The 13,996-nt window shown below is 64.1% G+C and carries 13 protein-coding genes; 4 read left to right on the forward strand and 9 right to left on the reverse strand.

Annotated features, from left to right (window positions below):
- Window positions 1-20: 20 nt before the first annotated feature.
- The 3 genes from OW493_RS09450 to trxA all read right to left on the reverse strand — a co-directional run bounded on the left by OW493_RS09450 (window position 21) and on the right by trxA (window position 3,049).
- A complete protein-coding gene (locus OW493_RS09450) occupies window positions 21-1,202 on the reverse strand; it encodes an MFS transporter (RefSeq protein ID WP_024952175.1) in 1,182 nt (393 codons plus the stop codon).
- 212 nt (window positions 1,203-1,414) lie between these two features.
- Window positions 1,415-2,533 (reverse strand): L-dopachrome tautomerase-related protein, encoded by a 1,119-nt coding sequence (locus OW493_RS09455; protein ID WP_289863968.1) that lies wholly within the window; start codon window positions 2,531-2,533, stop codon window positions 1,415-1,417.
- 192 nt (window positions 2,534-2,725) lie between these two features.
- Window positions 2,726-3,049, reverse strand: coding sequence for a thioredoxin (gene trxA, locus OW493_RS09460; protein ID WP_077375765.1), 324 nt, complete (start codon window positions 3,047-3,049; stop codon window positions 2,726-2,728).
- A 439-nt stretch (window positions 3,050-3,488) separates the two neighbouring features.
- Here trxA and OW493_RS09465 point away from each other — a divergent pair, with 439 nt between their 5' ends.
- From OW493_RS09465 to chrA, 4 genes are all read left to right on the forward strand, one after another.
- A complete protein-coding gene (locus tag OW493_RS09465; RefSeq protein WP_289863969.1) occupies window positions 3,489-3,938 on the forward strand; it encodes an ArsR family transcriptional regulator in 450 nt (149 codons plus the stop codon).
- Between the two features lie 104 nt (window positions 3,939-4,042).
- Window positions 4,043-5,146, forward strand: a complete 1,104-nt coding sequence (locus OW493_RS09470; RefSeq protein WP_289863970.1) for an ArsJ-associated glyceraldehyde-3-phosphate dehydrogenase — start codon at window positions 4,043-4,045, stop codon at window positions 5,144-5,146.
- A 1-nt stretch (window position 5,147) separates the two neighbouring features.
- On the forward strand, window positions 5,148-6,467 hold the full coding sequence (arsJ, locus tag OW493_RS09475; RefSeq protein ID WP_289863971.1) for an organoarsenical effux MFS transporter ArsJ: 1,320 nt from the start codon (window positions 5,148-5,150) through the stop codon (window positions 6,465-6,467).
- Between the two features lie 278 nt (window positions 6,468-6,745).
- Window positions 6,746-7,933: a chromate efflux transporter gene (gene chrA / locus OW493_RS09480; RefSeq protein WP_289863972.1), complete on the forward strand. Its 1,188-nt coding sequence runs from the start codon at window positions 6,746-6,748 to the stop codon at window positions 7,931-7,933.
- A gap of 91 nt (window positions 7,934-8,024) precedes the next feature.
- Here the strand turns inward: chrA and OW493_RS09485 are convergent, their stop codons facing one another.
- The 6 genes from OW493_RS09485 to OW493_RS09510 all read right to left on the reverse strand — a co-directional run bounded on the left by OW493_RS09485 (window position 8,025) and on the right by OW493_RS09510 (window position 13,926).
- Window positions 8,025-9,305, reverse strand: a complete 1,281-nt coding sequence (locus OW493_RS09485; RefSeq protein ID WP_289863973.1) for a GAK system CofD-like protein — start codon at window positions 9,303-9,305, stop codon at window positions 8,025-8,027.
- A gap of 91 nt (window positions 9,306-9,396) precedes the next feature.
- Window positions 9,397-10,098 carry an HAD family hydrolase gene (locus OW493_RS09490; protein WP_289863974.1) on the reverse strand — a complete coding sequence of 234 codons (702 nt, stop codon included), beginning with the start codon at window positions 10,096-10,098 and terminating at the stop codon, window positions 9,397-9,399.
- A gap of 7 nt (window positions 10,099-10,105) precedes the next feature.
- Entirely contained in the window at window positions 10,106-11,305 is a 1,200-nt protein-coding gene (locus OW493_RS09495; protein ID WP_205632753.1) for an ABC transporter ATP-binding protein, read from the reverse strand.
- On the reverse strand, window positions 11,305-12,270 hold the full coding sequence (locus tag OW493_RS09500; protein WP_289863975.1) for an ABC transporter permease: 966 nt from the start codon (window positions 12,268-12,270) through the stop codon (window positions 11,305-11,307). The genes OW493_RS09495 and OW493_RS09500 overlap by 1 nt, the downstream gene beginning before the upstream one ends.
- Window positions 12,254-13,102: an ABC transporter permease subunit gene (locus OW493_RS09505; RefSeq protein ID WP_289863976.1), complete on the reverse strand. Its 849-nt coding sequence runs from the start codon at window positions 13,100-13,102 to the stop codon at window positions 12,254-12,256. Before OW493_RS09505 ends, OW493_RS09500 begins: the two co-directional genes overlap by 17 nt.
- Complete coding sequence (locus OW493_RS09510; protein WP_289863977.1) at window positions 13,102-13,926, reverse strand: alkaline phosphatase family protein; 825 nt, start codon at window positions 13,924-13,926, stop codon at window positions 13,102-13,104. The genes OW493_RS09505 and OW493_RS09510 overlap by 1 nt, the downstream gene beginning before the upstream one ends.
- Between the last annotated feature and the right edge of the window lie 70 nt (window positions 13,927-13,996).

Below are 13,996 nucleotides of genomic sequence, written 5' to 3' on the forward strand. Positions count from 1 at the left end.
GCGGTAGGCTTCGCGGCGGATCAGGCGGTCGCGATGGAAGACGCGTGACGCTTGTCGAGGCGACCGGCCAGCAGGGTCAGCAGCAGGGCGGCGGTGACAATCAGCGCGCCGATCCAGGCGGTGTCGGTCAGTGCCATCCCGGAGACCACCTGGCCACCGACGATGGAGCCCAGTGCGATGCCGATGTTGAAGGCGGCGATGTTGAGGCCGGAGGCCACGTCAACGGCCTGCGGCACGAAGCGTTCGGCCTGCTGCACGACGTAGACCTGCAGTCCCGGCACGTTGCCGAAGGCGAAGGCACCCCAGATCAGGATGGTGATCACGGCCGTGATCGGGTTGGCGGCAGTGAAGGTCAGCACGCCGAGGATGACGATCAGGCCACCGAAGATCAGGGTCAGGGCGCGAATCGGGCCCATGCGGTCAGCCAGCTTGCCGCCCTGGATGTTGCCGATGGCCACCGAGACACCGTAGACCAGCATGATCAGACTGATGGCGCCTTCATTGAAGCCACTGACGTCCTGCAGCAGCGGAGCCAGATAGGTGAAGGCCGTGAAGGTGCCGCCGTAGCCGAGAATGGTGATCAGGTAGACCAGCAGCAGGCGCGGATGGGTCAGCACCTTGAGCTGTTGGGCGAAGGTGGCCGGTACGTTCTTCTTGAGGTTGTTGGGCACCAGGATGGCGCTGCCGATCAATGCCAGCACGCCGAGCACCGAGACCACGAGGAAGGTGGCGCGCCAGCCGAAGTGCTGGCCGATCCAGGTGCCCAGCGGCACGCCGGTGACCAGTGCCACGGTCAGGCCGGTGAACATGATGGCGATCGCACTGGCTTCCTTGTCCTTGCTCACCAGGCTTGTCGCGATGGTGGAGCCGATGGAGAAGAACACCCCGTGGGCCAGGCCAGTCAGGATGCGCGCCGTGATCAGCGAGCTGTAGCTGGGTGCCTGCCAGGCCAACAGGTTGCCGGCGATGAACAGCGCCATCAGTCCCAGCAGCACCAGCTTGCGATTGAAGCGGCCGGTCAGGGCGGTCAGCACGGGGGCACCGATGGCGACACCGACGGCATACAGGCTGACCAGCAGGCCAGCGGAAGGCAGAGAGACGCTCAGATCCTGAGCGATGGTGGGCACCAGTCCGACGATCACGAATTCGGTGGTCCCGATGGCAAAGGCGCTCAATGTCAGCGCCAGCAGGGCAAGAGGCATGGCAGTTCTCCATCAGCAATGGGTGGGTCTTGGATGCTGTGCAGTCTGCCGTGGTTGAGTTTTGCGATAAACGGAGTGATTCGCAAAAGACCTTTGTGATTATTGAAAATATCCGCGTGTGGACATGGCCTCCGCCGTTCAGGGGACCAACACGACAACGCCCGCACTCCACTGAAGGAGCACGGGCGTTGTCGTGTCGAGAGGCTGCTGGCTCAGTCGTCCGTCGGCCAGACCTTGTAGATATGGTAGGGCGGCTGGCCCTCGTCCTCTCCGCCTGCGAAGGGCGGCGTGCTGTCCAGCTGATTGACGGTGACATACAGCCAGCCGTCAGCGGCCATGCGCACGCCATCCGGCCAGTCGAGGCGCTCGTCGCGGACCAGCGGCGTCAGTTTGCCGTCGGCCCCCAGCACATCCAGCCCATGCTGATTGAGGTTGGTGAAGTAGTGGATGCCCCCGGCGGTATCCGCACCGTCCGAGATGGGCTTGTCGCCGACGCGCGTGATGGCGGCGGCAATGGTGTCGTGATCGGCATCTTCACGCAGCAGTCTGGCCGGGACGCTGTACCAGCTGTGGCCGGTCATGGCACCGAAGAAGACCGTCTCGCCGTCATCGGACAGGGTGATCGGGTCAACGCCGACCTTGGCAGGCTTGCCATTGAACGGGATGTCACGGCCATCGATCTTCAGGGTGGCGTCTGGCTCGGCTTGCAGTGCGGCGTGTTGGCTGAATCGGGACGCCTCGCCGGAGGCCAGATCGACGGTGATCAGGCCCGGGTTGGCGATATCGGCCAGATACGCCACGCCGCGACTGCGATCCACTGCCAGGTCCTGCACGAAGCTGCCTTCGGGGGCGATATCAGTGGGCAGGGTCAGCTTGGTGATCAGCTTGCCCGAGGCAATGTCGAAGCCCCACAGGCGGGTCTTGCCCAGATGCAGGCCCATGTCGGTGATCCAAAGGCCTCCCTGGCCGTCCTGATAGATGCCCAGCGGGGAGTCGATGGTGGCGTCGCTGTAGCGGCCGGCGTGGGTCTGGAAGGCGGGTGAGGGCCAGGCACGATAGCTGTTCTGGCCGGTGATCTCGACCAGCTGCACGTCGTGATCGCCATCCATCGGGTGGATGGTCGCGAAGACTCGTCCAGCGGGTGTCACGGCGACGTTGCCGGGACGTATCTGCATCACGGCCACCGAGCGCATCTCACCGTAGGCCGGGCCGGGTTTGAGTGACGAGGTGGTGGCGGGCAGGGTGGAATGGCCGGTGGCGCAGCCCGTCAGCAGGCCTGAGAGCAGGGCAAACACGCCCAGATATCGGGTCGAACGGACGGCGTTTTGCATCAATGCTTCCTTGTCTGGTGAGGCGGTTGTGACGGTCGTCTTCAGCGTCTCGTCTCGGGAGACGGCATGTTTCATCGTCTACAATTATCAATGAAATCAGACAGGTAGGGTAACTCAAGTCACAGTGCTGTCCAAAAAAAACGCCCTGCGAGAGGGCGTTTTCGAGGCCGGGCAGACCCGGCGCTGATGTGATCAGGCGTGACGCGCGATCATGGCATCGAAGTTTTCCTTCGGCTGCACGCCGGTCAGGGCTTCGATCTTCTCGCCGGACTTGAACAGGGCGATGGTCGGCAGACCGCGGACGCCGTTCTGCGCAGCGAGATCCGGTGCATCGTCGACATTGATGGCAACGACCTTGAGGGCGTCACCCTGTTCTTCGGCGATGGATTCGACGATCGGGTCGAGCATCTTGCACGGGCCGCACCACGGCGCCCAGAACTTCACCAGCACCGGCTGCTCGCTCTCGATGACTTCCTGGGTGTAGTTGCTGTCTACCACTTGCGCAAAATCAGCCATTTGACTCTCCTGTGCATCCCTGAGGATGCGTGATTCAGATTGGCACCGCACGTGCCGGATGGGCACACACTAACGCCCCGGGACTTTCGTTCGCAAGCGCATTCTCTCATGTCAGCAGAAACATATGCGTGCCGATCAAGCAACAGTGAGGGCTTGCGGCGACCGCTGGCGAGGAGGATTTTCCGCCTGTCTTCTCTTCTCTTTTCTTTTCTTCTCTTCCGTTCTGATACCGAATGAGCCCAGCGAGTGACGCCAGCGAGTGACGCCAGCGAGTGACGCCAGCGAGTGACGCCAGCGAGTGACATCAGTGAGACATGCACGCCGTCACGCGGCTGACATGAGAATGTCACTTGATATATGGAAAATCGTATATATGATTTTTCATATATCGAATCGTCACCGATCTCGCTCCTCTCGCACTCTGCCCAAGGAAGCTGTCATGAAGTCGTCAAGTCGCGATGCGGCGCTGGAGGATGGCGCTGCCGCTTCCCTGACCCCATTGGGGATATTCAAATGTCTGGCCGAAGATACCCGCTTGACCATCATGCAATTGCTGAGCGAGACGGGAGAATTGTGTGTCTGCGAGCTGATCTGGCTGCTGGAGCGGCGTGAGCAGGACATGCCGGCACGCGAGACGCCCCACGCAGGTGGAGAGCGCCCCGGCATCTCGCAGCCCAAGGTCTCCCGCCATCTCGCACAGCTGCGCGACTGCGGACTCCTGAGCAGCGAGCGACGCGGCCAGTGGGTGTATTACCGGCTGAGCCCCGCCATGCAGGGCTGGCGACACGCGATCCTGATGGCGGCCTGCGAGGCACAGCAGGAGGAGGTGGCGCGCTGGCGTCTGTGGCTGGCGGCCATGCCCAATCGTCCCGAGCGCTGCGCCAGTTGACGCGCCTGCCAATATCCATCGCAGGCAGGGAGGCGCCTGCCCAGCCCCCCGCCTGAAACACGTCACACCCCTGATCCCACATTGACCCTCACGAGGAAATTACGATGCCTGCTCATGATGCTCCGTCCTACAGCGCTTCACTGACGCTGCCCGCTGGTCTGCCACCTCTGCGTATCGGCATCAATGGCTTCGGCCGTATCGGCCGGCTTGCGCTGCGCGCGCTGTGGAAGCTGCGCGAGGATGTCGCGCTGGATGTGGTGCGCATCAATGACCCGGGTGGCGATGCTGCGACCTTCGCACACCTGCTGGAATTCGATTCCGTACATGGCCAGTGGTCGCCGGGCGCGGGAATCACCAGTGACGATGAGAGCATCATCATCGATGGTCAGCGCACGGCGTTCTCCAGCCAGCGTGAGATCGGTGACACCGACTGGTCGGGCTGCGATGTGGTGATCGAGGCCTCCGGCAAGAAGAAGAGCACCGAGGTGCTCAATGCCTATCTCGAGCAGGGCGTGGCGCGTGTCGTGGTCTCCGCGCCGGTCAAGGAAGCGGGCGTACTCAATATCGTCATGGGCGTGAACGATCATCTCTATGATGCCCAGACGCACCGCATCGTGACGGCGGCCAGCTGTACCACCAACTGCCTGGCGCCGGTGATCAAGGTGATCCAGTCGCAGTTCGGCATTCGCCATGGCTCCATGACCACCGTGCACGACATCACCAATACTCAGACGATTCTGGATGCGCCGCACAAGGATCTGCGCCGTGCGCGGGCCTGCGGCATGAGCCTGATTCCGACGACTACCGGCTCCGCCAAGGCGATCAGCGCCATCTTCCCGGAGCTGGAAGGCCGCCTGAACGGCCACGCCATTCGCGTGCCGCTGGCCAATGCCTCTCTCACCGACATGGTGTTCGAGCTCGATCGCGAAGTGACGGTGGAGGAGGTCAATCAGGCGCTGCAAACTGCGGCAAAAGGCGAGCTTTCCGGGGTGCTGGGGTATGAGACACGCCCGCTGGTGTCGATCGATTTCCGTACCGATTCCCGCTCCAGCATCATCGATGCGCTCTCGACCATGGTGGTCGCGGGGACCCAGCTCAAGCTGTACGCCTGGTACGACAACGAATGGGGCTACGCCAATCGCACCGCGGAACTGGCACTGAAAGTCGGCCTGGGTGACCTGACCGACCCCAGCACACAGGAGCGCTGACATGCTTGCCCGCCTGCGAGAGCTGCCCCATGAGGTGCGCCAGTACCTGCTGGTGACCGGCAACTATTGGGCCTTCACGCTGACTGATGGCGCGCTGCGCATGCTGGTGGTGCTGCACTTCCACTCGCTGGGCTATTCGGCGCTGGACGTGGCGATGCTGTTCCTGTTCTACGAGGCCTTCGGTGTCGTCACCAATCTGGTCGGCGGCTGGCTCGGGGCACGGCTCGGCCTCAATCGCACCATGAATGCGGGGCTTGCGATGCAGCTGGTGGCGCTCGGCATGCTGCTGGTGCCGGAACCCATGCTGACGGTCATCTGGGTGATGATCGCCCAGGCGTTGTCGGGCATCGCCAAGGACCTCAACAAGATGAGCGCCAAGAGCGCCATCAAGGTGCTGGTGCCCAAGGGGCAGCCGGTAGAGGAATCGCAGAGCGCGCTGTATCGCTGGGTCGCGTTGCTCACCGGCTCCAAGAATGCACTCAAGGGACTGGGCTTCTTCCTGGGCGGGGCGGCGCTCAGTCTCATCGGCTTCCAGGGCACCGTCATGGCCATGTGGCTGATGCTGGCAGGCGTGCTGGTGCTGTCACTGCGCAAGCTGTCGGCATCACTGGGGCAGAGCAAGGCCAGTCGCAAGCCGGCATTCCGTGAGATGTTCTCGACCTCGCGGGCGGTCAATGTACTCTCGGCGGCTCGACTGTGCCTGTTCTCGGCACGTGACGTCTGGTTCGTGGTGGCCTTGCCGGTCTATCTGGCCGAGGTGCATGGCTGGCATTTCTGGACGGTCGGTGTGCTCATGGCCGCCTGGGTGATCGGCTATGGCGGTGTCCAGACCCAGGCGCCACGCATCACCGGTCCGTTCTCACGCCGCTTGAACGGCGCCACCGTCGTCCGCTGGGTCACGGTGTCGCTGGCGGCCGGCCTGGCCCTGCTGCCGGCGCTGATGGCCAGCCTGCCGCTGGATGCGCCACAGGCGGCCGATATCAGTGGTGCCATCCTGTTGGGGTTGGCGCCACTGGAATGGTTGATCATCGGCCTGTTGGTATTCGGGGCCGTCTTTGCGGTCAATTCCAGCTGGCACAGCTATCTGATCGTGCGCTTCGCGCGCAGTGAAGGCGTGTCGATGGATGTCGGTTTCTATTACATGGCCAATGCCATGGGGCGTCTGTTGGGCACCTTGCTGTCCGGTTGGCTCTATCAGGCCTATGGGCTGGAAGCCTGCCTGTGGTGGTCGGCCGGATTGGTGGCGGCGAGTGCCGTGATGGCCCTTGCCTTGCCGCAAGTGTCACACGCAACGTCAGATTCGCCTGCCGGCAGTACCTGAGTACCTGAGTACCTGAGTACCTGAGTACCTGAGTACCTGAGTACCTGAGTACCTGAGTACCTGAGTACCTGAGTACCTGAGTACTTGAGTACCTGAGTACCTTGCAAGGTGTCGCCTGAGGGATCACTTCCTGATCCCTCGACGCCTGTCCATGCACCCAGCGCCACCTTCTACAGAGACGCCACATGTCATCCAGTCACGATCGTGTTTCAACCAGGCAGGCGCCGCACGAGGCCGACGGTGTAACCGCCGTATCCTCTCGCGAGCGATATCGGGACGTGCTGCTCACCTTCCTCACGCTGGGGCTGACCAGCTTCGGCGGGCCGATCGCGCACCTGGGCTACTTCCATGCGGAGCTGGTCCGCCGGCGCGGCTGGCTGAGTGATACGGCCTACGCCGAGCTGGTCGCGCTGTGCCAGTTCCTGCCGGGACCGGCCAGCAGTCAGGTCGGCTTTGCACTGGGCATGGTGCGTGGTGGCGGGGTGATGGGTGGGGTGCTTGCCTGGGTCGGCTTCACCTTGCCGTCTGCGCTGGCACTGCTGGCATTAGCGCTGGTGGCGGCCAGCCTCGAAGGGCCGCTGGCTTCCGGGGTGATCCACGCCTTGAAGCTGGTGGCGGTGGCGGTCGTTGCCCAGGCGATCTGGGGCATGGCGCGCACGCTGTGCCCGGACCGACGGCGCGCCGGGCTGGCGCTGTTGGCCATGCTGGGCCTGGCGCTGGTGCAGGTCGCCTGGGCGCAGGTCGCCTGGACGCAGGTCGGAGTGATCGCGCTGGGCGCGCTGCTCGGCAGCCTGCTGTGTCGTGATGACAGTGCGGCCCTTGTTGGCCAGCAGGCGGGGGCAGCGGGGCTGTCGCTGCCGGTCTCGACGCGCCTGGCTCGCGCCTGTCTGATCGCCTTCTTCGCGCTGTTGATCGCGCTGCCGCTGCTGGCCTCCGGCAGTCTGGTCGAGATCTTCTACCGTGCCGGGGCGCTGGTATTCGGGGGCGGGCATGTGGTGCTGCCGCTGCTGGAGGCCTCCACCGTCGAGACGGGGCGTATCGCGGCCGATACCTTTCTCACCGGCTATGGGGCCGCGCAGGCGGTGCCGGGGCCACTGTTCACCTTCGCCGCCTGGCTGGGAGCGGGCATGGCCCAGGTGGGCGGGGATTCGGCAGTGCTCGGCGCCATCATTGCGCTGTTGAGTCTCTTCCTGCCGGGGATTCTGCTGTTGATCGGCGTGTCACCCCTGTGGGGGCGCCTGCGTGCACGGCCCGCAGCACGCGCTGCGCTCGCGGGGGCCAATGCGGCGGTCGTCGGCGTGCTGGGCATGGCGCTGTATGACCCCTTGTGGACCACCAGTGTGCTGAGTCATCTGGACGTCGTCATCGCGTTGGCGGCCTTCATCGCGCTGACCCGCTTCGCGCTGGCACCCTGGAAGCTGGTGCTGGCGATGGTGATTCTCGGGGCGGTACGTGGGGTGATGTAAGCCTGTCCTCCCGTTCAGAGCACAGCCTGAAAACGAACGCCCCCGTCTGCAAGTTGGCAGGCGGGGGCGTTCTGTTCATACGAGGCGGTCGTCACACCAGTGACAGCAGGGCGGTGACCAGCAGTTCGTTGTCGTAGTAGGGCGCGCTCTGCTCGCTGATCAGGCGAGTGTCGATCACGGTCAGTCCCATGCGCTCCAGCGCGGGGACGGAGACACCGCCGGGGTAGTCGCCACGCTGACTGTCCAGCAGCACGATGTTGAGCAGATGCTCGTTGGGACAGTCGTTGCGCGAGACATCCAGGTCCGCACACAGGGTGTCGATCAGGGTCGCGACCAGTTGCTCGAGTGTCTTGCCGGTCTGCTCCGGGTCCGGACTGCAGTTGGGGATGTAGACCTTGGGACAGGGGTTGGCCAGTATCGCGCGTCCCACCCCGCTGGGCAGCAGGTTGGCGATGACGCTGGAGTAGAAACTGCCCGGCGGAAAGCAGATCAGTTCCGCGGAATCGATCAGCTGACGGTTGTTGAGGTGCAGCGCAGGCCGCACGGGCACGATGGCACCGCCGTCATTGTGCGTGTCTCTCTCTGTGGTGCTGTCCGTCGTATTGTCCTTCGCACTGGCCTTTGGACTGGCCTTCGCGCTGGCCTCGACCAGCTGGATGCGCGCGATCGGGCTCTCCAGTGGCGCGACTTCCTTGCCGGTGATCTTGTGCTGGCCGATGATTCTGCGCCCATCTTCCAGGGTGACGGCCAGATGGCAGTCGGCATTGATGATGGCGCGCACCGTCCCGCGTACATGCACCAGCTTGGAGAACAGGAAGATGATCTGGTCGAGCTGCTCATGATGGTTCAGGTAGCCGCCGGCGATGATCAGATTGCCGATGCTGGCGCCGCGCAGATCGAAGCCTGCCGGCATGGCCTCGATCAGGAAGCCCAGCTGATGACAGATGAGCGTGCGCATGGGCTCCGCCACGGCCATGCTGAGCGGATGACGGCCCGCCGCCAGTTCCCGCAGAGTGGCCTGCAGCATCTCCGGGCGTGCTTCTGCAGGCAGACGGTGCGTGAACAACCGGTAGATCTCCGGGTGCCCCAGCACGCTGTCATCGGCCAGCGCCATCAGGCGTGAGCGAAGGTCGCCGATGGCCGGCATCGAGAAGGCGTCACGCAGCTTGGCGGAGCTGCCACCGGAATCGAAGGGCGTCACCAGATGGATGCTGTGATGGGTATAGCGCGTCAGGGTGCGCGAGATGCCCGTCAGCGCCGTGCCGCCGCTGAAGAACAGCACACGGGGGCCGACCTCCGGTGCCTTGTGATAACGCCTGACGCGTAATGGATCCGGGACCCTTGCGGTCCGACTGACCCTGACCTCTGCCATGTTGCGGCTTCCTTTGCCTTTCGTCTTGGGCATAGAGTGCCTTTTTTTGCGTCAGTCGTCGCCTGTTTCGGGAGTGAAAGCGCTCAGTCCCTCAGTCGTAACCTTGCCAACGCAGGCGCGGCCAGTGGCGCTGCGTGGCGATGGCTTCCAGGGTCGGGTCGGCACAGACGGCATGCGGGTGATCGACGAACTCCAGCAACGCCAGATCATTGCGTGAATCCGAATAGCCCCAGGTGGGGAGGCTGTGCCCATCGGGGCCGAGATGCTCTGCCAGCCAGTGCCTCAAGGCCGCAAGCTTGCCATCGCGGAAGGTACGGATGCCCCGGGCGCGTCCCGTGTAGCAGCCATCCTTGACCTCCAGGCGAGTCGCCAGCGCGGCATCCAATGCCAGTCGCTCTGCCAGCGGTGCCACCAGCTGGGCTGTCGAGGCCGAGATGATCACGACCTGATGGCCCTGATCACGATGCCAGGCGATGCGCTCGCGACCCTCACGGTAGAGGCGCGGCAGCAGTTCGGTATCGAGGAAGGTGCCCACCTCGGCCTCGACTTCACTGACGGTGCGACCGGCCAGCGGGGAGAGCAGATGGCTCAGGTGCGCTTCCATGTCGAGTCGGCCCGCGGCGTAGTCTGCCATCTGTTGCGTCCAGATGGCGCGGTATCGCTCGGGGTCCGTGATCCAGTCCAGCTGGATCAGCCACTCGGTCCACAGTCCCGTGGCGTCGCCATCCAGCAAGGTGTCATCGAGATCGAAGATGGCCAGCCCGCGCACTTCCCCCCCAGGCACTTCACTCATGTGCATTTCACCCATTTGCCACCCGTGACCTGTCGCCAGTGTCGTGCGTACCCAGCGCCTGGACTTCGTCGAGATCGGCATGCACCTGCACGCGCAGATGGTCGGGCAGCAGCTGGCGGGCACTGCGGTTGAGCACATCGACGTTGAGACGCAGTCCCTGACAATCCACCTCGTAGCGCACGATGTTGCCCAGCAATTGATGGCGCAGGATGACGCCGGGCAGCGCTGGCCCCACATTGGCCGGCAATGGCTGGAGCGGGAAGTCGAGGCCAGCCTCCAGGTGCCCGGGGAGGAGGGGGCGTGTCATCTCATCCGGCTGCAGATAGAGCGCCTCCGGCCGCAATGCGACCTGCGGGCTATCGCACAGGTAGCCGAGCAGGGGCCGGGCAAGCTCGCTGCCGATCAGATTGTAATGGCCCATGAAGCCTGCGGCCGTGGCGTCTACCGGTCGGGTGTAGAGCGATGCTGCGTTGCCCTGCTGGAGAATGCTGCCCTGATGCATCAGGAAGATGCGATCCGAGAGCAGCAAGGCCTCTTCCTGATCGTGGGTGACGAACAGGGTGGTGAGCCCGAGACTCTTCTGGATGTCGCGAATCTGATCGCGCAGATGACGGCGGATGCGCGCATCCAGCGCCGAGAGCGGCTCATCGAGCAGCAGGATCTGGGGCTCGACCACCAGCGCGCGCGCCAGTGCCACGCGTTGTCGCTGGCCACCGGACAGCTGATGTGGATAGCGCTGTGCCTGGTCGGTCAGCTCCACCAGTCGCAGCACTTCGGTGACGCGGCGCTCGCGCTCCTCGGGGCGCACCTTCTTCATGCGCAGGCCGAAGGCGACGTTGTCCGCCACGCGCATGTTGGGGAACAGCGCATAGTGCTGGAAGACCATGCCGATGCCGCGCCGCTGGGGCGGCAGACGGGTGATGTCGTGACCATCGACGATGATCTCGCCGCTGTCCACGTCGTTGAGCCCGGCAATGGCGCGCAGCAGGGTGGATTTTCCGCAGCCAGAGGGCCCGAGCAGGGTGATGAACTCGCCACGGGCGATCTCGGCATCGATGTCGGAGAACACGCGCGTCTTGCCGAAACGCTTGGCCAGGCCCTTGAGCGTCAGGTACTGCTGGTCGGCGGCCTGTTCACGCAACGCGCTGGTCAGCAGGCCATCGCTGTCGTGGCGAGAGTGAGTCTGCGGCATATCGGTGGCAAGCATCAGCGGTGCCCTCGTGAATCGGTACGGGAATGGGGGGCGGCAGGGCCAGCTTTCGCGGGCGTGGCGGGCAGACCTTCCGTCATGGCGGTGGCCAGCGCCTCCTCGGGGCCATCTTCCGGCATCGCCTGCTCGGCGGGCTGGCGGTTGCCCAGCCAGGTCAGGATCAGGGTGAACACGAACAGCGTGATGACCAGCGCACTGGTGAAGTGGCCGCTGGCCCCGCGAATGTTGTTCAGGTAGACCTGCAGTGTCTCGAAACGGGTGCCGACCAGCATGTTGGCGAACACGAATTCACCGGCCAGAAACGAGAAGGCCAGGAAGACGGCGATCTGGATGCCGACCCGGATATTGGGCAGGACCACCTGGAAGAAGGCCTGCAGCGGGCTGGCGCCCAGCAACTGGGCGGCTTCCATCAGCGATGCCACATCCAGCGCCCGCAGGCTGTTGGCCAGCGCTCGGTACATGAAGGGCAGCACGATGGTGAAATAGGTGGGAATCAGGATCCAGGGCGTGCCGATGATCGGCAGTGGTCCGCCGGCATACAACTGCAGCAGACCGACCGAGGACACGATGGGCGGCACGGCGAAGGGCAGCAGGATCAGGCCATTCATCCAGCCATCCAGACGCGGATAGCGGGTATGGGCCAGGAAGACCACCGGCACGATCAACAGCAGTGACAGGATCAGGGCGCCGACGGCGACCAGCAGGGAGCGCCCGAATGCGGCGAGAAAGCGGGGGGTCGTCCACAGCTCCAGAAACCACTTCACCGTCAGGCCATCGGGCGTGAGGCTGGCGCCCCAGCGGGTGGCAAGGGCGTAGAACAGCGTGGCCACCAGCGGCAGTGCCAGCAGGGTGAAGATGCTGCCCACCACCACGCTGTAGGGATTGAGCCCGCGTAGACGGGCCATCAGGCTGGGCAGCAGCGGCTTGCCATGGCGATACGGCAGTTCAGCGGGAAGTGACATGGTAGCTCCTGCGCATGAGCCACTGCTGGATCAGCGTGACGATGACGAGAATGACCACCAGTACCATCGCCAGTGCGCTGGCCAGTTCCGGCTGCAGGAAGAGGTCGCCGGAGACCAGATTGGCGATGCGGATGGTCATCAGGTTGTAGCTGGTGTTCACCAGCGCATAGACGGTGGCATAGGCGCCCATGGCATTGGCGAACAGTACGGTGAGCGTGCCAGCCAGCGACGGCCAGAGCACGGGCAGGCCGATGTGCTGCCAGTAGGCCAGACGGTTGGCGCCGAGCAGGCTGGCGGCTTCGCGCCACTCGCCCTTTAGCGTGCTGAAGGCCGGGTAGAGCAGCAGGATGCCCAGCGGGATCTGGAACCAGGTGTAGATGACGATCAGGCCGGTGCGTGAATAGAGATTGAAGTCATCGATGATGCCCAGGCGCTCCAGCATCAAGGTCAGCATGCCGTTGGCCCCCATCAGGATGATGAAGGCGAAGGCCAGCGGCACGCCGGCGAAGTTGCTGGTCATGTTGGTGAAGGCGATCATCGCGCGCGTCAGGCCCGGCCCGCAGCGGTGCATGCTGTGACAGGTCACGGCGGCGATCGCCAGTCCCAGTACGCTGGACATCAGCGAGATCTCGAGACTGCGGCCGATGGCCTGGCGGAAGAAGGGGGAGGTGGCGATTTCCTGAAAATTGGCCAGCCCCCAGCCTGTGGGGGTCTTGAAGGCGCTGATCATTACCCAGATCAGCGGGGCGATCTGGAAGGCGAAGAAGAGGATGGCGAAGGGCAGCAGCCACATCGCGGGACTGGTCAGCACTCGCCTGAAAAATGTCGGCATCACGCGTCCCCTCCAGGGCCTGCCAGCAGGGATGTGTTGCTGGCCTTGTCGTGCTCAAGCCCCAGCACGCTTGCTAGGGTGCCGCAGAGCTCGCGCTGGCGAAGGTTGCGGGCGGGGCTGCGGGCGAAGGCGTTGCCGAAGGTCCAGAGCGGCACACGGCGCTCTTCTTCGAGAAGCCCGGAATGTGAGCGGTCGGCGTTCATGCCGTGATCGGCGGTGACCATCACCTGATAGCCGGCCTCCAGCCAGCAGGGCAGGTAGTCGGCCAAGGCGACATCGGCATGACGCGCCGCATTGCGATATTGCGCGGACTCACCGCCGTGGCGATGGCCGGCGTCATCGATGTTCATGCTGTGCACCAGCAGGAAGTCCGGGTCGTGACGCAGTCTCAGCATCTCGGCATCGCTGAAGACGTGGTCGTCCGGGTAGTGATCCTGCCAGTAGAAGATGCCCGCCTGGATGGCGGATTCGGGATTGTCGAGCAGCCGGTGTCTGGCCGGCACGAAGGGGGCGGCGACGTAGAGTTCGCTGACCCAGTGATAGGCGGCTGCCGCGGTGCGTCGCCCCTGCTGACTGGCGAGATCGAACAGGCTCACGCCACGCGAGCGTCGCACGATGCCATTGTTGACGATGCCGGAGTCGACGGGCAGATCACCGGTCAACAGGCACTCATAGAGCGGTCGCGACATCGCTGGCAGTTCGCACTCCAGCGACTGGTACTGCCCGCGACCGGCCTCGACCAGGGCGCTCAGATAGCCCATGGCATGGTGACCCACGGCATGGTTGAGGCCATCGAGCACGACAAGAATGACACGCTGGGACATGAAGACTCCGTGAAGCTCAAGACGGCACCGTGTGGACGGTGCCGTCTGTCAGGATGGTGCGCGCTCTATC

Source organism: Cobetia sp. 14N.309.X.WAT.E.A4 (assembly GCF_030397495.1).
Lineage (GTDB): Bacteria > Pseudomonadota > Gammaproteobacteria > Pseudomonadales > Halomonadaceae > Cobetia > Cobetia marina.